Annotated in this window: 19 protein-coding genes; 16 read left to right on the top strand and 3 right to left on the bottom strand. The window is 71.6% G+C overall.

Annotation, left to right across the window (positions count from 1 at the left end):
- Nucleotides 1-15 precede the first annotated feature (15 nt).
- On the top strand, nucleotides 16-753 hold the full coding sequence (gene priA / locus FB384_RS23615; RefSeq protein ID WP_183787042.1) for a bifunctional 1-(5-phosphoribosyl)-5-((5-phosphoribosylamino)methylideneamino)imidazole-4-carboxamide isomerase/phosphoribosylanthranilate isomerase PriA: 738 nt from the start codon (nucleotides 16-18) through the stop codon (nucleotides 751-753).
- Nucleotides 754-784: 31 nt separating this feature from the next.
- Here the strand turns inward: priA and FB384_RS23610 are convergent, their stop codons facing one another.
- Both FB384_RS23610 and FB384_RS23605 read right to left on the bottom strand, forming a co-directional pair.
- Entirely contained in the window at nucleotides 785-1,168 is a 384-nt protein-coding gene (locus FB384_RS23610) for a PPOX class F420-dependent oxidoreductase (protein WP_183787041.1), read from the bottom strand.
- A gap of 10 nt (nucleotides 1,169-1,178) precedes the next feature.
- Nucleotides 1,179-2,957, bottom strand: coding sequence for a hypothetical protein (locus tag FB384_RS23605; RefSeq protein WP_183787040.1), 1,779 nt, complete (start codon nucleotides 2,955-2,957; stop codon nucleotides 1,179-1,181).
- 257 nt (nucleotides 2,958-3,214) lie between these two features.
- Here FB384_RS23605 and hisF point away from each other — a divergent pair, with 257 nt between their 5' ends.
- Together hisF and hisI are read left to right on the top strand one after the other, a co-directional pair.
- Complete coding sequence (gene hisF, locus FB384_RS23600) at nucleotides 3,215-3,988, top strand: imidazole glycerol phosphate synthase subunit HisF (RefSeq protein ID WP_183787039.1); 774 nt, start codon at nucleotides 3,215-3,217, stop codon at nucleotides 3,986-3,988.
- Nucleotides 3,985-4,356 carry a phosphoribosyl-AMP cyclohydrolase gene (hisI, locus tag FB384_RS23595; protein WP_183787038.1) on the top strand — a complete coding sequence of 124 codons (372 nt, stop codon included), beginning with the start codon at nucleotides 3,985-3,987 and terminating at the stop codon, nucleotides 4,354-4,356. The genes hisF and hisI overlap by 4 nt, the downstream gene beginning before the upstream one ends.
- Before the next feature lie 33 nt (nucleotides 4,357-4,389).
- Here the strand turns inward: hisI and FB384_RS23590 are convergent, their stop codons facing one another.
- Nucleotides 4,390-5,019 (bottom strand): TetR/AcrR family transcriptional regulator, encoded by a 630-nt coding sequence (locus tag FB384_RS23590; protein WP_258936098.1) that lies wholly within the window; start codon nucleotides 5,017-5,019, stop codon nucleotides 4,390-4,392.
- A gap of 75 nt (nucleotides 5,020-5,094) precedes the next feature.
- Here FB384_RS23590 and FB384_RS23585 point away from each other — a divergent pair, with 75 nt between their 5' ends.
- The 13 genes from FB384_RS23585 to FB384_RS23525 form a co-directional block, all read left to right on the top strand.
- The gene (locus FB384_RS23585) at nucleotides 5,095-6,669 is read left to right on the top strand and encodes an anthranilate synthase component I (RefSeq protein WP_183787036.1); all 1,575 of its coding nucleotides are present in this window, start codon (nucleotides 5,095-5,097) and stop codon (nucleotides 6,667-6,669) included.
- Nucleotides 6,662-7,426: a Trp biosynthesis-associated membrane protein gene (locus FB384_RS23580; protein ID WP_183787035.1), complete on the top strand. Its 765-nt coding sequence runs from the start codon at nucleotides 6,662-6,664 to the stop codon at nucleotides 7,424-7,426. Before FB384_RS23585 ends, FB384_RS23580 begins: the two co-directional genes overlap by 8 nt.
- Before the next feature lie 145 nt (nucleotides 7,427-7,571).
- Nucleotides 7,572-8,381, top strand: a complete 810-nt coding sequence (gene trpC / locus FB384_RS23575) for an indole-3-glycerol phosphate synthase TrpC (RefSeq protein WP_183787034.1) — start codon at nucleotides 7,572-7,574, stop codon at nucleotides 8,379-8,381.
- Nucleotides 8,382-8,386: 5 nt separating this feature from the next.
- On the top strand, nucleotides 8,387-9,610 hold the full coding sequence (gene trpB / locus FB384_RS23570; RefSeq protein WP_183787033.1) for a tryptophan synthase subunit beta: 1,224 nt from the start codon (nucleotides 8,387-8,389) through the stop codon (nucleotides 9,608-9,610).
- Nucleotides 9,607-10,392 carry a tryptophan synthase subunit alpha gene (gene trpA, locus FB384_RS23565; RefSeq protein WP_183787032.1) on the top strand — a complete coding sequence of 262 codons (786 nt, stop codon included), beginning with the start codon at nucleotides 9,607-9,609 and terminating at the stop codon, nucleotides 10,390-10,392. Before trpB ends, trpA begins: the two co-directional genes overlap by 4 nt.
- Before the next feature lie 42 nt (nucleotides 10,393-10,434).
- Nucleotides 10,435-11,628, top strand: a complete 1,194-nt coding sequence (lgt, locus tag FB384_RS23560) for a prolipoprotein diacylglyceryl transferase (RefSeq protein ID WP_183787031.1) — start codon at nucleotides 10,435-10,437, stop codon at nucleotides 11,626-11,628.
- Between the two features lie 290 nt (nucleotides 11,629-11,918).
- The gene (locus FB384_RS23555) at nucleotides 11,919-12,767 is read left to right on the top strand and encodes a CoA transferase subunit A (RefSeq protein ID WP_183787030.1); all 849 of its coding nucleotides are present in this window, start codon (nucleotides 11,919-11,921) and stop codon (nucleotides 12,765-12,767) included.
- Nucleotides 12,764-13,558 carry a CoA-transferase subunit beta gene (locus tag FB384_RS23550; protein ID WP_183787029.1) on the top strand — a complete coding sequence of 265 codons (795 nt, stop codon included), beginning with the start codon at nucleotides 12,764-12,766 and terminating at the stop codon, nucleotides 13,556-13,558. The genes FB384_RS23555 and FB384_RS23550 overlap by 4 nt, the downstream gene beginning before the upstream one ends.
- A complete protein-coding gene (locus FB384_RS23545) occupies nucleotides 13,555-14,730 on the top strand; it encodes a thiolase family protein (RefSeq protein ID WP_183787028.1) in 1,176 nt (391 codons plus the stop codon). Before FB384_RS23550 ends, FB384_RS23545 begins: the two co-directional genes overlap by 4 nt.
- A gap of 61 nt (nucleotides 14,731-14,791) precedes the next feature.
- Nucleotides 14,792-15,559: a 3-oxoadipate enol-lactonase gene (gene pcaD / locus FB384_RS23540; RefSeq protein ID WP_183787027.1), complete on the top strand. Its 768-nt coding sequence runs from the start codon at nucleotides 14,792-14,794 to the stop codon at nucleotides 15,557-15,559.
- A gap of 26 nt (nucleotides 15,560-15,585) precedes the next feature.
- A complete protein-coding gene (locus FB384_RS23535) occupies nucleotides 15,586-16,410 on the top strand; it encodes an IclR family transcriptional regulator domain-containing protein (RefSeq protein WP_183787026.1) in 825 nt (274 codons plus the stop codon).
- A complete protein-coding gene (locus tag FB384_RS23530; protein ID WP_183787025.1) occupies nucleotides 16,407-16,976 on the top strand; it encodes a nucleotidyltransferase family protein in 570 nt (189 codons plus the stop codon). The genes FB384_RS23535 and FB384_RS23530 overlap by 4 nt, the downstream gene beginning before the upstream one ends.
- Before the next feature lie 99 nt (nucleotides 16,977-17,075).
- Nucleotides 17,076-17,575 (top strand): AAA family ATPase (locus FB384_RS23525; RefSeq protein WP_323985424.1); only part of this gene is annotated, 500 nt, incomplete at its 3' end.

Here is a 17,575-nt window from a genome sequence, read left to right as displayed (position 1 = left end):
TTAGAGTTGGCAACCGTGACGCTGACACTCCTTCCCGCCGTTGATGTCGCCGACGGCCAGGCCGTACGCCTGGTGCAGGGCGAGGCCGGCACCGAGACGTCCTACGGATCGCCGCTCGAGGCGGCGCTGACCTGGCAGCGCGACGGTGCCGAGTGGGTGCATCTGGTCGACCTCGACGCCGCGTTCGGCAAGGGATCGAACCGGGAGCTGCTGGCCGACGTCGTGGCGAAGCTCGACGCCGCGGTGGAACTGTCGGGCGGTATCCGCGACGACGAGTCGCTGAAGGCCGCGCTCGCCACCGGCGCCCGGCGGGTCAACCTGGGCACGGCGGCGCTCGAATCGCCCGACTGGTGCGCGAAGGTCGTGTCCGAGTACGGCGACCGGGTCGCGATCGGCCTGGACGTGCGGATCGGCGAGGACGGGTACCGGCTCGCCGCCCGCGGCTGGACCCAGGACGGCGGTGACCTCTGGCAGGTCATGGACCGTCTGGACCACGACGGTGCCCAGCGCTACGTCGTGACCGACGTCAGCAAGGACGGCACGCTGAAGGGGCCGAACGTCGGCCTGCTGCGCGAGGTGACGGCCCGCACCGATGCCGCGATCATCGCCTCCGGTGGTGTGTCCAGTGTGGACGACCTGCGGTCGCTGGCGGCACTGGAACGCGACGGCGTCGAAGGTGCGATCATCGGCAAGGCGCTCTACGCCCAGGCCTTCACCCTGCCGGAAGCCCTCGAAGCCGTCGCCGCGGTCTGAACGGCCGCGACGTGCCCGTTCCCTGACGGGGTCATGCGGCCAGGGTGATGGCGATGCCGACGGTGCGGGACGTCCCGCCTCGGAGCCTGCTGCCCAGCATCGCGAGCTTGCCGAACAGCCCGTACTTGCGGGCGATCGCCTCGCGGGCGCGAGCGCTGCCGGTCTCGTCGAGCACCCTGGCCGTCCCGTGCACGGTGTCGCCATGGGTGTTGGCGCCGCGCACGTCGCACGCAATCACCTCGACCTCGACGCTCGCACGGATGCGTTTGACCTTGCCTGCGTCGCGGGCGCTGTAGAGCACGAGCTCGTCGCCGTCGCGCGCGATCCACACCGGGGTCGGCACCGCCGTGCCCGACCGCCGGAACGTGGTCAGCAGCACGTACTTCTCGGCACCGAGCCGTTCCAGTTCGCTCACGCCGGCGAGCCTATTCGCCGGGGCGGCCGGCGGGGCCTCCGGGCGGGGCGGGGCGTAGCGTCGAGCCGACGCCCAGGGTGTCGCCGCACGAACTGGTCGGAGCCACCGAGGCGTCGGCGACGCGCCCCGCGGTCGCCCCGGCGTAGGCACGCAGCCGTTCCAGCGTCGCCGAGTCGGGTACCACGTCCCGGCGGACCCAATCGCCGTCCGGCCACGGATGCCCGGGCTCGGCGAAGATCCGCACGTAGTCGCGCGTGAACCGCGGATCCTCCGTGAGATCACCCCCGCCCGTCCACGGCAGGCGAGTGTGGATGAACGTGGGCCGGACCTCGTCGAAGACGTAGCGTTTCGTGCCCGCCCTGTCCTCGTTGCGGATCATGTGCGCCATGCGGACGTCGGTCAGCCCGGCCATGTCGACCAGCCGTAGCCTGCTGGTCATCGAGGTGCCGCCGAGATCGGGCAGCAGTAGCGACGCGCGGTCCAGGCCGAGCAGGTCGGCGTAGCCGTTGAACGCGCGGCCGTAGCGATCCGCCACGTGACAGGCCGACAACGTCGGCGCGCGGCGGAAGTCGTAGGCGGCCACCGCGAACGACGACCCGCTCGCCACCAGCGCCACCACCATCCCGGTCACGACCGCCGCTCGGGCCCCGCCCCGCACGCGCCGTACGACCTCGGCCGCCGCCAGCACCGCGGTGAGCGCGCCGAGAACCCAGATCGGCGTGGCGAACCGCAGGTGCCCCATCCAGTCGTCCTCGAGCACGGTGAACGCGACGAGCCCCAGTCCCAGCGGCACCAGCAGTGCGAAGAGCCCGCGCCGCCACCACGGCGGCCTGGCCAGCAGCATCCCGACGAACACGCAGACCAGCAGGATCGCGGGTGCGCCCGCATAGCCGACGATCTGCCCCGCCTTCGGCAGGTCCGTCGGATACGGAAGACCTTGGGACTTCGCGATCGACGGCGCCGACAGCCACTCGCCGAACGTGACCCGGCGCCACAGAAAGTACGCACCGGCCGCACCGACGAACGCCGCCGTCGACAGCGCGATGTACCGCACCGCCGTCGACACCGGCGCTCCTCGCGACCGCCACAGCGTCCCCAGCACGACCAGCGGATACACACCGCCGTAGATCAGCCCCTCGGGCCGCGTGAGTGCCGCCAGTGCGGCGAGCAGGCCCGCACCGACCGCCAGCCGCCACCGCAGCACGGCATCGTCCAGTACCGCACGGAACACCAGCACTGCCAGCGTCGTGATCAGCAGCCCGTAGAGAGCGTTCTCCAGCCCCGAGACCACCCAGATCACGAACGACGGCGTCATCGCGAGCAGGCCGCCCACGGCGAGGGTCCCCAGCCACGGCCGCACGAGCACCCGGGTCAGCGCGGCATGGCACGCGGTGAGGATGCCCGCGCACAGCACGAGCGCGAGCACCTTCGGCAGCAGGACGTAGTCGGGGATCCCGAAGATCGTGCCGTGGTCGAACAGGCCCACGAGTCGGGCCAGCGCGAGCAACAGCGTCCACGTGACGTTGGAGAACCCTTCGACCGGCTGGGCCCCGGCCTGCACGACGGGGCCCAGGCCTTCCGAGAAACTGCGCGCGTAGGAGAACGTGATCGCGGCGTCGTCGACGATCCAGTTGCCGTAGTAGGCACCGTGCGCGCCGATCATGGCCGAACCCGCGGCCACGGCTGCCGCGCCCTGCAGGCGCGAGCGCCACCGCGGCAGGCGCGCCGCCCCGGACGCCGACTTCTCCTGCGGGTGCGCGGTCTCCGCCGCCGTTCGGGTTGCGACCATTGCTCCGTCTGCCGTCACAATCACGGGATCGTACGCAGGACCGCCGGTCGAGCCCGGGCGACACCGCGCGTGATGATCGCGTCGGGCGACCGCGGATCCCTTCTGTGCACACCGGCTTCCCCGTCGCCGCCGCAGTGATGCCCGCCTGCCTCCCACACCGCCTGAACGGACGCGTGTCGCGCGGCTTACCTAGGCACGCCCGTCTCCCACCACCGCCCAACCGGACGCGCTCCGCACGGCTTACCTACTCTGGGGGCATGTCCGTTGCGGTGAGGGTGATCCCGTGTCTCGACGTCGACGCGGGACGTGTCGTCAAAGGCGTCAATTTCGTCGACCTGCGTGATGCGGGCGACCCCGTCGAGTTGGCGCGCGCCTACGACGCCGCAGGCGCCGACGAACTGACGTTCCTCGACGTGACCGCGTCCTCGGGCGACCGCGAGACCACCTACGACGTGGTGCGGCGCACCGCCGAGCAGGTGTTCATCCCACTCACCGTCGGAGGCGGTGTGCGCAGCACCGACGACGTCGACCGGCTGCTGCGCGCGGGCGCCGACAAGGTCAGCATCAACACGGCGGCGATCGCCCGCCCGGAACTGCTGCGGGAGGCCTCCCAACGGTTCGGCGCGCAATGCGTCGTGCTGTCGGTCGACGCCCGCCGGGTGCCCGACGGCGGCGAGCCGACCCCGTCCGGTTTCGAGGTGACCACGCACGGCGGGCGGCAGGGCACCGGTATCGACGCGGTGGAATGGGCGGTACGGGGCGAAAAGCTCGGCGTCGGCGAGATCCTGCTGAACTCGATGGACGCCGACGGCACCAAGGCCGGTTTCGACCTCGAACTGCTGCGGCTCGTGCGCGCGGCGGTGCGGGTGCCGGTGATCGCGAGCGGTGGCGCAGGCGCGGTCGAGCACTTCCTGCCCGCGGTCGACGCGGGCGCCGACGCGGTACTCGCCGCCAGCGTGTTCCACTTCGGGGAGTTCACGATCGGCGACGTCAAGACGGCCCTGAAGGCCGGAAACGTGGAGATCCGGTGAGCGCGGGGGAGGCGGGCCTCGATCCGGCCCTCGCCGGCAGGCTCAAACGGGGTGCCGACGGGCTCGTGTGCGCCGTGGTCGTCGATCACGCGACGTCCGACGTGCTCATGGTGGCGTGGATGGACGACGAGGCGCTCGCGCGCACGCTCACGACGCGTCGCGCGACCTACTTCTCGCGGAGCAGGCAGCAGCTGTGGGTCAAGGGCGAGACCTCGGGCAACGTGCAGCACGTGCGTGAGGTCCGGCTGGACTGCGATGGCGACACGCTGCTGGTGCGGGTCGACCAGACCGGGCCCGCGTGCCACACGGGCGCGCGGACGTGCTTCGACGCCGATCTCCTGCTGGCCGACGACGCACAGTCGAGCTGACCCCGAACACCCCTCACCCGCGACGGCCGCCGGTCACGGGTGGTCGAGGTCGCCGGTGAGGTAACGCTGGAGGGTCGGGGCGACCGCCGCGACGACGGTGTCCGGATCGGCCGAACTGAGCGGTTCGAACCGGGCGACGTAGCGCGCCATACCCAGGCCGACCACCTGGCTCGCGCACAGTGACGCGCGCAGCTCCGGGCGGTCGGTGTCAGCGGCGGCCGCGACCGGGCCGATCACCTTGGCGACCAGCACGGCGCGCAGCGTGCGCATCGCCTCGGGGTTGGCCGTGACACTGCGGATCAGTGCGGTGAAGCGGTCGCCGCCCGCGCCGTCCCAGAGTCCGACGAACGTGCGGACGATGCCTTCGCCGAGGCGGTCGCGGCCGTAGGAGGTGACGGTGGCGACCACCTCGGCCAGATCGAACGGCACCTGCAGCACCGCCTCGGCGAACAGCTGGTCCTTGCCGCCGAACCAGTGATTGACCATGGCGGCGTCGACGCCCGCGCGGGTCGCGATCGCGCGCACGGTCGCTCCGCCGAACCCGCCGTCGGCGAACTCTGCGCGTGCGGCCTCCAACAACGCGGTGCGCGTGTCCTCGCCGGCGGGCCTGCGGCCGCGGCGCCGGGATCCGTCGTCGGCGGTGCGGTGGGGTGTGCTGGTCACCCCGCCATCATCGCTGATCCGCGGGCACCGATCCCACCGCCGGGCCCGGCGGGCAGCGACGGCACAATGAACCCCATGGTCACTGCCCATTCCGTCGAGGCCGCCCGTGCAGGCCTGGGCGCTGTCACGCCGACGGCCTCGGAGTTCCGCGAACTCGCCGAGGACCGGCGCGTGATCCCGGTCGTCCGCCGCGTGCTCGCGGACGCCGACACGCCCGTCGCCCTGTACCGCAAGCTCGCCGAGGACCGCCCCGGCACGTTCCTGCTCGAGTCGGCGGAGAACGGCGAGTCCTGGTCGCGATGGTCGTTCATCGGCGTGCACAGCCCGTCGGCGCTGACCGTGCGCGACGGCGAAGCGGTATGGACGGGGACCCCGGTGGCGGGCCTGCCCACGGGCGGCGACCCGCTGGCGGTACTGCGCGAGACGCTCGAGACGCTGCACACCGAGCCGCTGCCCGGAATGCCGCCGCTGACCGGCGGCATGGTCGGCTACATCGGTTACGACGCCGTGCGCTGGCTCGAACGGCTGCCGGAGATCGCCGAGAAGGACCTCGACATTCCCGAGGTGACGATGCTGCTGGCGACCGACCTGGCGGCGTTCGACCACCACGAGGGCACGGTCACGCTCATCGCCAACGCGGTGAACTGGGACGACAGTCCGGAACGGGTCGACGCCGCCTACGAGGACGCGGTTCGCAGACTCGACGCCATGACCGCACGGCTCGGCGCGCCCGCGCCCGCCACGAACGCGGTGTTCGACCGGCCGGCTCCCGAGTTCGACCGGGCCCGCACCAAGGACGACTTCCACGCGGCCGTCGAGGCGGCGAAGGAGGCCATCCACGCGGGCGAGGCGTTCCAGATCGTGCCGTCGCAACGGTTCGAACTGCGCACCGGTGCCGATGCGCTGGACATCTACCGGGTCCTGCGCACTTCCAACCCGAGCCCGTACATGTACCTGCTGCGCCTCGACGGGTTCGACATCGTCGGCTCGAGTCCCGAATCGCTGGTGACGGTGCGCGACGGCAAGGCCACGACGCACCCGATCGCGGGCACCCGCTGGCGCGGCGCCGATCCCGAGGAGGACGCCCAGCTGGCCAAGGGACTGCTCGCCGACGAGAAGGAACGGGCCGAGCACCTGATGCTCGTCGACCTCGGCCGCAACGACCTCGGCAAGGTGTGCAAGCCCGGTTCGGTGCAGGTGGTCGACTTCTTCGCCATCGAGCGCTACAGCCACGTCATGCACATCGTGTCGACCGTGACCGGTGAGCTCGCCGACGAGGCGACGGCGATCGACGCGGTCGCCGCGTGCTTTCCTGCCGGCACACTCTCCGGTGCACCCAAGGTGCGGGCGATGGAGCTCATCGAGCGGCTCGAACCGACCCGGCGCGGGCTGTACGGCGGCGTCGTGGGCTATCTCGACTTCGCCGGCAACGCCGACACGGCCATCGCGATCCGTACGGCCCTGGTGCGTGGCGGAGTGGCCTACGTCCAGGCTGGCGGCGGTGTCGTCGCCGACTCCGAACCCGACTACGAGGACACCGAGGCTCTGAACAAGGCCCGCACCGTGCTGTCGGCCGTCGCGGCGGCCGACACGTTGCGACCAGTGGACACGCTGCCGCCCGTGGAAAGGACGGGCGACGACGGTGTCTGACCACGAGGGCGGCCCGCACGGTGCCGAGGAGGCCCCTGCCGCCGGAGGAGGGGCAGCAGGGCCCGCCGGGCAGGACAAGCGATCCCTGTGGGCCGTCGTGGTCGTGCTGCTGCTCGGCTCGGGCGCACTCTGGGGCGCCTCGGGGCTGGTGTGGCTGGAGGTGCCGCAGGGCCGCACGGTCGACGGCAGGCTGGCCGACGACTTCACCGGCGGCGAGCTGGTCCAGTGGCCGGTGCCGATCGCACTGCTGGCGCTCGCGGCCGTCGCCGCGACGCTCGCCCTGCGCGGTGCGGCGCGGCGGGCACTGGGCGTGCTGCTGGCGGTCGTCGGCGCGTGGACCGTGTACCTGGCCCTCGCTGGCGACACCCGCGACATCGCCTGGTCCGGGTGGGCCCCTGGCTACGAGGGCCGCACGGCTGAGCCGGTGTGGACGTTCTGGGGCCCTGCTGCCGCCGTCGCGGGCGGCGCCTGCCTCGCGCTGGCGGGTGCGGTGCTGGTCTGGCGCGGGCACCGGATGGCACGCATGGGCGCGAAGTACTCGGCTCCCGGGGACCGCGGGGCGGCGACGGACCCCGAGCTGGAGCTGTGGGACGCACTGTCGGGGGGTGACGATCCGACCGACTCCGCGGCCGCCTCCGGGGATCCGGCTGCGTCCGGGCACGCAACCGGGCCGGACGCCGCGGCCGGGCCCGGCAACGAGATCGAGCCCGGTGGCCCCCCGGGTGCCGACCGGCCGCGCGATGGCCACCCCGAGTGAAACCCGTGGTGGGCCGGGCTGTTGCCGACCCGCTGCCCGGTCTGGACGAGCCCGCGGGTTAGCATCGGTAGAGCGGGAAGGGGAAGGTTTTTGTGAGCCACCTTGCGAGTGAATCAACGGCCCCGGCACCCGGTGAGGTCGACCGGTGAGCGTTCTCGAGGACATCGTCGCGGGCGTGCGGGCCGACCTGGCCGAGCGTGAGTCGGCGCTGCCGTTCGACGAGTTGAAGAAGCGTGCCGCGGAGGCTCCCGCGCCACGGGACGTCATGGGTTCGCTGCAGGAATCGGGCATCGGCGTCATTGCCGAGGTGAAGCGGAAGAGCCCGTCGAAGGGCGACCTCGCCGCGATCCACGATCCTGCCGTGCTGGCCAAGGACTACGAGGACGCGGGCGCACGCGTCATCAGCGTGCTCACCGAGCAGCGCCGGTTCGGCGGGTCGTTGGCCGACCTCGACGCCGTCCGGGCCGCCGTGGACGTGCCGATCCTGCGCAAGGACTTCATCGTCAGCCCGTACCAGGTGCACGAGGCCCGACTGCACGGCGCCGACATGGTGCTGCTCATCGTCGCCGCTCTCGAGCAGAACGCGCTCGCCGCACTGCTCGACCGCGTCGAATCGCTGGGCATGACCGCGCTGGTCGAGGTGCACAACGCCGAGGAGTGCGACCGCGCGCTGGAGGCGGGCGCGTCCGTCATCGGCATCAACGCCCGCGATCTGCACACCCTCGAGGTCGACCGGGACGTCTTCGCACGGCTCGCGCCCGGCCTGCCGATGGAGACGTTCAAGATCGCAGAGTCCGGCGTCCGCGGTCCCGGCGACCTGATGGCCTACGCGGGCCACGGGGCCGACGCCGTGCTGGTCGGCGAGGGGCTCGTGAGCACCGACGATCCGAAGGCGGCACTGGTGCAGCTCGTCACCGCGGGGTCGCACCCCGCCTGTCCGCGTCCGAGCCGGTGACCGGGATGGCCGACACCGCTTCACAGTCGTCACAGCACGACCCGGACGCCCGCGGTCACTTCGGTGACTACGGCGGCCGGTTCCTGCCCGAGGCGCTCATGGGCGCGCTCGACGAACTGGCCGCCGAATACGACAAGGCACAGCACGACCCGGAGTTCACCGCGGAGTTCCAGCGGCTGCTCTCCGGCTACGCGGGCAGGCCGTCGCTGCTGACCGAGGCGCCGCGATTCGCCGAGCACGCCGGTGGTGCGCGGATCTTCCTCAAGCGGGAGGACCTCAACCACACCGGCTCCCACAAGATCAACAACGTGCTGGGCCAGGCGCTGCTGACCAAGCGGATGGGCAAGAAGCGCGTCATCGCCGAGACCGGCGCCGGTCAGCACGGTGTCGCCACCGCGACCGCTTGCGCCCTGCTCGACCTCGAGTGCGTCGTGTACATGGGCGAGGTCGACACCGAGCGCCAGGCGCTCAACGTGGCCCGTATGCGGCTGCTCGGCGCCGAGGTCGTTCCGGTGGGGACCGGTTCGCGCACCCTGAAGGACGCCATCAACGAGGCGCTGCGCGACTGGGTCACCAACGTCGACACCACGCACTACCTGCTGGGCACCGCCGCCGGGGCGCACCCGTTTCCGGTGATGGTGCGGAACTTCCACAAGGTCATCGGCCAGGAGGCCCGCGAGCAGATCCTCGAACGGACGGGCCGGCTCCCGGACGCCGTCGCCGCCTGTGTCGGTGGTGGATCGAACGCGATCGGCATCTTCCACGGCTTCCTCGACGACGCCGACGTCAGGCTGGTGGGCCTCGAACCCGGCGGCAAGGGACTCGACTCCGGCGAGCACGGCGCGACCCTGACCCAGGGCACGCCGGGCACGCTGCACGGCGCCCTGTCCTACCTGCTCCAGGACGACGACGGGCAGACGATCGAGGCCTATTCGATCTCGGCGGGCCTGGACTATCCGGGCGTCGGCCCCGAACACTCACATCTGAAGGATGTGGGCCGCGCCGAGTACCGCGCCGTCACCGACGACGAGGCGATGGACGCCTTCCAGCTGCTGTCGAAGACCGAGGGCATCATTCCCGCGGTCGAGTCCGCTCACGCGCTTGCGGGCGCGCTGCAGCTCGGTCGGGAACTCGGCCCGGACGGGTTGATCGTGGTCAGCCTGTCCGGCCGCGGCGACAAGGACGTCGACACCGCCGCCCGGTACTTCAACCTCGTGGAGGGCGTGTGAGCCGCATCGACGAGCTGTTCGCGCAGACCCGCGGTGAGGGCCGCGGTGCGTTGATCGGCTATCTGCCAGCGGGGTACCCGACGGTCGCCGAGTCCAAGGAATTGCTCGCCGCGACCGTCGACGCCGGCGCGGACCTGGTCGAGGTCGGATTCCCGTACTCGGACCCCGTCATGGACGGACCGACGATCCAGGCTGCGGCCGACACGGCGCTGCGGAACGGGTTCCGCCTCAAGGACCTGTTCGAGGTCGTCGAATCGGTCGCCAATCGCGGCGGCCGCGCGGTCGTGATGACGTACTGGAACCCGGTGTTCCACTACGGGGTCGACGCGTTCGCCCGTGATCTCGCCGCAGCGGGCGGCCTCGGGTTGATCACGCCGGACCTCACGCCCGACGAGGGAGCGGAGTGGATCGCCGCGTCGGACACCCACGGCCTGGACCGCATCTTCCTCGTGGCGCCGTCGTCGTCGGACGAGCGCATCGCGTTGACCACCGCGGCCGCGAGCGGATTCGTCTACGCCACCGCGGTGATGGGCGTGACCGGCGCCCGCGACACCGTCGGAGCCGCGGCGCAGGGACTCGTGAACCGCACCCGGGCGCACACCGACCTGCCGGTCGGTGTCGGGCTGGGCGTACGTTCCGGTGATCAGGCCGCCGAGGTGTCGGCGTTCGCCGACGGCGTCATCGTCGGGTCCGCGCTGGTGACGAAGGCCGGCGAGGGCACCGATGCGGTCGCCGCGCTGACGAAGGAGCTGGCCGAGGGCGTGCGCCGGCCGCGTGCGTGACGCGGCCGAGCCCGCCCGGGTGCGCCACGTTACGGTGACCCTGTGAGTACCGCCTCTTCTGCCTTCCTCGCCACCATTCCCAGTCCGGACCGTGGCGTCTGGGAGATCGGCCCGTTCTCGCTGCGGGCGTACGCACTCTGCATCATCCTCGGCATCGTCGTCGCGATCTGGCTCGGCGAGCGCCGCTGGCAGGCACGTGGCGGTACCAAGGGCACGATCATCGACATCGCGGTGTGGGCCGCGCCGATGGGTCTCATCGGTGGCCGGCTCTACCACGTCATCACCGACCACCACCTGTACTTCGGTGAGGGTCGCGATCCGATCCGCGCGCTGTACATCTGGGAGGGCGGACTCGGCATCTGGGGCGCGATCGCCCTCGGCGCGGTGGGTGCGTGGATCGCCTGCCGCCGCAGGGGAATCCCGCTGCCCGCGGTCGCCGACGCCGTCGCGCCCGGCATCGTGATCGCACAGGCGGTGGGGCGCCTCGGTAACTACTTCAACCAGGAGCTCTACGGCGGGCCCACGGATCTGCCCTGGGGGCTGGAGATCTACCGGCGGGTGTCGCCGGACAACCCCGCCGTCGAGGATCCGCTCGGCGGGGTGGCGATCAACGACGTGCCGGTCGAGGTCGTGCATCCGACCTTCCTGTACGAGCTGTTGTGGAACCTCGGCGTCGCGCTGCTGATCATCTGGCTCGACCGCAGGTTGCGGCTCGGCCACGGGCGCGTGTTCGCGCTCTACGTCGCGGGATACACCGCGGGCCGCTTCTGGATCGAGCTCATGCGCACCGACCCCGCCAACGAGATCCTGGGCCAGCGCGTCAACGTGTGGGTGTCCGCGCTCGTGTTCCTCGGCGCCGTGGCGTACTTCGTCCTGGCGCGGGCCAAGGGGCCGCGGGAAGCGCCGGAAACGCTGCGCAGCCCGGACGATCCGGACGTCGGAGACGGTGACGGTGACGCCGCCGAATCCGAGTCCGGCACCGCGATCTCCTCCGGCGACGGTGACGCGGACGCCGATGCCGATGCCGATGCCGATGCCGATGCCGCCGACGGTGGACCGGCGACGCGGCAGGGAACGGCACCGTCCGATGTCGACGACTCCGGCGATGGGCCCGCGACCGAGACCGCCGCGCACTCGGAGAACACCAGGCCCGCGGAGAACACCGCCGAGTCGGCGTCCGGTGCGGGCGACCCCGGCGGCGGGGACTCGTCCGAGAAATCCGGTGGCAGTACCTGATCCCACGACGGTTCGTCAGCAGCGCCCCCGCGGCCCACTCTGTGGCCGCGGGGGCGCTGTCGTGCGCGGCACGGACGTGCAGGGCTCGGCAGCGCCGTGTGTTGACGGGATGTTCCGCCACGGCGTATGTTCATATAAAGAACACTCGTGCGTTATACGAACACCGGTGAGGCGAAGCAGGGCCGCGCGCGTTGGCTGCGTGCACGCTCCCGTGCGCCGACCGGGCGTGCGCGTGCGACGACCACGGCGGTGACGGTGCCGCCGGTATCGGGTGAACGAGGTGGCAGAAGGTGGCGGACATCGTGTCGCTGGCCGACGGGGTCGGCGAACTGGTGCGCGACGGTGACGTCGTCGCGCTCGAAGGATTCACGCACCTGATCCCGCACGCGGCGGGGCAGGAGATCATCCGGCAGGGGCGCAAGGACCTGACGCTGGTCCGCATGACGCCGGACATCGTGTACGACCAGCTCATCGGTGCGGGCTGCGCGCGGAAGCTGATCTTCTCGTGGGGAGGTAACCCGGGCGTCGGCTCGCTGCACCGGTTCCGCGATGCGGTGCAGCACGCGTGGCCGGTGCCGCTGGAGATCGAGGAACACAGCCACGCGGGCATGGCCAACAGGTACGTCGCGGGTGCGTCCGGCCTGCCGTTCGCCGTGCTGCGCGGATATCGCGGCACGGATCTGCCGGAGCACACGGCCACGATCAAGTGGATCACCTGCCCGTTCACCGGCGAGGAGCTCGCAGCGGTGCCCGCGATCAACCCCGACGTGTCGATCATCCACGCGCAGCGTGCCGACCGCGCCGGCAACGTGCAGATGTGGGGTCTGGTCGGCGTGCAGAAGGAGGCCGTGCTGGCCGCCGAGCGCAGTCTCGTGACGGTTGAGGAGGTCGTCGACGAGCTCGAGCCCGTCGCCGGCCAGGTCGTCCTGCCGCACTGGGCCGTCACCGCCGTGGCCGAGGTTCCCGGCGGCGCTCACCCGTCGTACGCGCAGGGCTACTCCGAACGCGACAACGCCTACTACAAGTACTGGGACTCCATCGGCCGCGACCGCGACACCTTCCGGACCTGGGTCCGCGACGAGGTGCTCGCGGGACGGTTCGCGACCGAGACGACCGGCGACAAGGAGGGTGTGCGATGACCGGGGCCGCATCCACGACCGCTGTGTCCGGCGCGCAGCCGGAGTACACGTCCGACGAGATGATGTCGATCGCCGCGGCCCGTGCGCTGGAGAACGGCAAGCGGTGTTTCGTCGGTATCGGGCTGCCGTCGACGGCGGCGAACGTCGCACGGCGGACCCACGCGCCGGACCTGGTGCTGATCTACGAGTCCGGCACGCTCGGATCCAAACCGGACGTCCTGCCGTCGTCGATCGGTGACGGTGTGCTGGCCGAAACGGCCGACGCCGTGATCGGCGTGCCCGAGGTGTTCAACTACTGGCTGCAGCCGGGGCGCATCGACGTCGGGTTCCTCGGTGCCGCGCAGCTGGACAGGTTCGGCAACATCAACACGACGGTCATCGGCGACGACTACACCGACCCGAAGGTGCGGCTGCCCGGTGCGGGCGGTGCGCCGGAGATCGCCGCATCGTGCCGCGAGGTCTTCGTGGTGGTGCGCCAGAGCGCGCGCAGTTTCGTCGACAAGGTCGACTTCGTGACGTCCGTCGGTCACGGTTCGGGCAAGGGTGACCGGGAGCGGCTCGGCCTGCCGGGAGCCGGTCCGACCCTGGTGATCACCGACCTCGGCGTGCTGCGGCCCGATCCGGAGACGGCCGAGCTGGTTCTCACTCAACTGCACCCCGGTGTGGAGGTCGAGGACGTGCGTGCCGCGACCGGGTGGGACCTGCAGATCTCGCCGGATCTGACGCGGACCGAGGCACCGACCGCGGCCGAACTGTCCACATTGCGCACACTGAAGGAGGCTTCGCGGTGACCGACGTCTTCGTGCTCGACGCCGTCCGTACGCCGTTCGGCAAGTACTCCGGCTCGCTGTCGGGGGTTCGGCCCGACGACCTGGCCGCTCACGTGCTGTCGGCGCTGCAGGAGCGCAGCGGCCTCGATCCGGCCACAGTGGATGAAGTGCTGCTCGGTGACGCCAACCAGGCAGGCGAGGACAACCGCAACGTGGCGCGCATGGCCTCGCTGCTCGCCGGGTGGCCGACGTCCGTCCCCGGCGGCACCGTCAACCGGCTGTGCGGGTCCGGCCTCGACGCCGCGATGCAGGTGAGCCGGACCATCGCCGTCGGCGACGCGTCCCTGGCCGTGGCGGGCGGTGTCGAATCGATGAGCCGCGCCCCATGGGTCCTGCAGAAACCGGAGAAGGCCTTCCCCGCGACGAATCAACAGCTGCACTCGACCACGCTCGGCTGGCGGATGGTGAACCCGCGGATGCCGGAGCGGTGGACGGTGTCGCTCGGCGAGTCGACCGAACGCGTCGCCGAGCAGTACACGATCTCGCGGGAGGCGCAGGACGAGTTCGCCGTCCGCAGTCACGTGAACGCGGCGAAGGCGTGGGACAACGGGTTCTACGACACCCATGTCGTTCCGGTTCCCGGCACCGAGTTGACGCGGGACGAGGGAATCCGGCCGGAATCCACTGTGGACAAGCTGGCGAAGATCAAGCCGGCGTTCCGTCCGGAAGGCACGATCACCGCGGGCAACGCCTCGCCGCTCAACGACGGTGCGTCGGCGCTGCTGCTCGGTGACCGGGCGGGCGCCGACCGGATCGGCGCCACCCCGCTGGCCCGCATCGCAGGCCGTGGTGCCGCCGGGGTCGACCCGGACGTGTTCGGCATCGGCCCGGTGCGTGCCGCCGAGATCGCACTCCAGCGTGCCGGCATCGGCTGGGGAGACCTGGCCGCGGTGGAGCTGAACGAGGCGTTCGCCGCACAATCCCTGGCATGTCTGGCCGACTGGCCCGAGCTCGACCCGGACATCGTCAACGTCAACGGTGGGGCCATCGCGATCGGCCATCCGCTCGGCGCCTCCGGCGGCAGGATCCTCGGCACCCTCGCCCACGAACTGCGGCGCCGCGGCGGTGGGTACGGTCTGGCCGCGATCTGCATCGGGGTCGGGCAGGGCCTGGCGGTCGTGCTCGACGCCTGAGACCGGCGCCCGGCCCGCTCCGGAAGCGGGCCGGGCCGAAGTGGACAGCGAGGGAGAACGCATGCAGGTGCACAGCGAGGTCGAGGGACCCGCCGACGGGGACGTCGTGGTTCTGTCCGGGTCGATCGGGTCCAACCTGACGATGTGGCAGCCGCAGGTCGAGCCGTTGGTGCGAGCGGGCTACCGGGTCGTCCGGTACGACCAGCGCGGTCACGGCCGCACCGGCGTCCCGGACGGGGACGTGACCATGGCCGATCTCGGTGGCGACGTGGTCGAACTGCTCGACGGTCTCGGGGTGGACCGCGCGCACTTCGTCGGACTGTCACTCGGCGGCATGACGGGGATGTGGCTCGGCATCCACGCACCCGAGCGGCTGCGCAGCCTCGTGCTGTGCTGCACGTCGGCGAAGCTCGGCACCCCGGAGTCGTGGGCCGAACGCGGCCGGGTCGCGCGCGAGCAGGGTATGACGGCGATCGCCGACGGCAGCGTCGAACGGTGGTTCACCCCCGGCTGGCTGGCCGCCCATCCGCAGGCTCGCCGCGAGTACCACCACATGACCGCCGCGACGCCCGCGGCCGGGTACGCCGCGTGCTGCCACGCCATCGGCACCATGGATCTGCTCGACGGACTGCCGTCGATCCCGGTGCCGACCCTGGTGGTCGCCGGTGCCGACGACCCGGCGACCCCGCCCGACGGTCACGGCAGGGTCATCGCCGACGCCGTTCCGGACGCGCGGCTCGAGGTCGTCCCGGACGCCGCGCACCTGGGTAACGTCGAGCAGCCGGAACGGTTCACCGAGCTGATCACCACGCACCTCGCGAAGGCGTGAGGCGATCCGGCTAGGTTGGGGCCCCTATGGATGGAGCAGCAGGTGCCGACGGCACGCCGGACGCGGTCGACGGGGGCAGGGGCACGCACCACGTGCAGTCGCTGGAACGCGGACTGGCCGTCATCACCGCGTTCGGCCCCGCGACACCGCAGCTGACGCTCAGCGAGGTCGCGAAGGCCACGGGCCTGACCCGCGCCGCCGCGCGCCGGTTCCTGCTCACGCTCGTCGACCTCGGGTACGTGCGCAGCGACGGCCGGCAGTTCTCGCTCACCGCCAAGGTCCTCGAACTCGGCTACTCGTTCCTGTCCTCGCTGTCGCTGCCCGGGCTGGCGCAGCCCCACCTGGAACGGCTGTCGGCCGAGGTGAGTGAATCCAGCTCCATGTCGGTGCTCGACGGCACGGACATCGTCTACGTCGCACGCGTGGCGGTGTCGCGGATCATGGCCGTGACCATCAGTGTCGGCACGCGCTTCCCGGCTCATGCCACGTCGATGGGGCACGTGCTGCTGGCCGGGCTGTCCGATGACGTGTTGGAGTCCTACCTGACCGCGGCCAGTTTCGACCGGTTCACCGATCGCACCACCGGTTCGGCCCAGGCGCTGCGCAGCGAGCTCGCTGCCGTGCGCGAGGCGGGATACGCGCTCGTCGACCAGGAGCTGGAGGACGGCCTGCGGTCGATCGCGGTGCCCGTGCACGGTGCCGACGGCGCGGTCGCGGCGGCGGTGAATCTGTCCACGCACGCCTCCCGCCGCAGCCCGGAGGCGATGCGGGCCGAACTGCTGCCGCCGTTGCGCGACGCGGCCGCCCGTATCGAAGCCGACCTGGCCGCCGTCGCTCCGCCACGCGCATGACCGCCGGGTTACTGCTCGCCGCGGGGGAGGGCAGACGTTTCGGCATGCCCAAGGCCCTCGCGGCGCATCGCGGCCACGCGCTCGTGACCCGTGCCGCCGACGCCCTGCTCGAGGGCGGCTGCGATCCGGTGGTCGTCGTCCTCGGTGCCCGCGCCGACGAGGCCCGCCCGCTGGTCCCCGCCGGGGCACGGGCGGTGGTTGCCGGCGACTGGGCCGAGGGCATGGGCGCATCGCTGCGGACGGGGTTGCGTGCGCTCGCCGACGCCGATCCACCGCCGGTGGCGGCGCTCGTCCACCTCGTCGACCTGCCCGACGTCGGTGCGGACGTCGTCGCGCGGATGTGCGGGTACGCCGGCACGGACGTGGTCGCGCGTGCCGCGTACGCCGGGATCCCCGGACATCCCGTGCTGTTCGGGCGCCGCTGGTGGGCGGAGATCGCCACGCAGGCGGCGGGCGACCGGGGTGCGCGGGACTGGCTGCGCGCCCGCGACGACGTGCAGCTCGTCGACTGCGGGGACATCGGCGGCGGGCGCGACGCCGACACGCCCGAGCTGCTTGACCCGTAAGAAGGTTGCCGCTCGCACCCCGACAGTGCCTAGGGTGAAGACGTGACACGCGAACCCGCCGCAGCCCGCTCCACCTCGCCTGCCGAGGCCGAGACGTCCGTGCCTCACGTGGCGTCGCCGGCCAAACTGGCGGCGCTGCTCGAAGACATTGGGTACCTCGCCGACGACGGGGTCGCCACCGCCGCGTTCCTGTCCCTGCGCATGGGCAAGCCGCTGTTCTGCGAAGGCGAGCCCGGCACGGGCAAGACGTCGCTCGCCGTGGCGCTGTCGGAGAGCCTGGGCCTGCCGCTGGTGCGGTTGCAGTGCCACGAGGGCATCGACGCCGCGCAGGCGCTGTACGAATGGGATTTCCCCCGGCAGCTTTTGCATCTGCGCGCGCTCGAGGCCGCCGAGGGCGGCAGGCTGAACGTCGACGACGCCGAGCAGTCGCTGTACACCGAGCGGTTCCTGCTTGCCAGGCCGCTGCTGACGGCGCTGCGCTCGTCGCCGTGCGTGCTGCTCGTCGACGAGATCGACCGTGCCGACGACGAGTTCGAGGCGTTCCTGCTCCAACTGCTCGACGAGAACACCGTGACGATCCCCGAGTTCGGAGAGGTGCG

Origin of the sequence: Prauserella sediminis, from assembly GCF_014195435.1 — a bacterium.
GTDB classification, from domain to species: Bacteria; Actinomycetota; Actinomycetes; order Mycobacteriales; family Pseudonocardiaceae; genus Prauserella; species Prauserella salsuginis.
The sequence above is the reverse complement of the archived record's forward strand: the minus strand, read 5'-3'. Positions and strand labels throughout refer to the sequence as shown.

What these genes read in the sequence shown, in the direction of transcription:
- hisF (WP_183787039.1), top strand. Translation starts at nt 3,215, where the DNA reads ATGTCCGTTGCGGTGAGGGTGATCCCGTGTCTCGACGTCGACGCGGGA.
- FB384_RS23530 (WP_183787025.1), top strand. Translation starts at nt 16,407, where the DNA reads ATGACCGCCGGGTTACTGCTCGCCGCGGGGGAGGGCAGACGTTTCGGC.
- FB384_RS23535 (WP_183787026.1), top strand. Translation starts at nt 15,586, where the DNA reads ATGGATGGAGCAGCAGGTGCCGACGGCACGCCGGACGCGGTCGACGGG.
- pcaD (WP_183787027.1), top strand. Translation starts at nt 14,792, where the DNA reads ATGCAGGTGCACAGCGAGGTCGAGGGACCCGCCGACGGGGACGTCGTG.
- FB384_RS23585 (WP_183787036.1), top strand. Translation starts at nt 5,095, where the DNA reads ATGGTCACTGCCCATTCCGTCGAGGCCGCCCGTGCAGGCCTGGGCGCT.
- trpB (WP_183787033.1), top strand. Translation starts at nt 8,387, where the DNA reads ATGGCCGACACCGCTTCACAGTCGTCACAGCACGACCCGGACGCCCGC.
- FB384_RS23605 (WP_183787040.1), bottom strand. Translation starts at nt 2,957, where the DNA reads ATGGTCGCAACCCGAACGGCGGCGGAGACCGCGCACCCGCAGGAGAAG.
- FB384_RS23550 (WP_183787029.1), top strand. Translation starts at nt 12,764, where the DNA reads ATGACCGGGGCCGCATCCACGACCGCTGTGTCCGGCGCGCAGCCGGAG.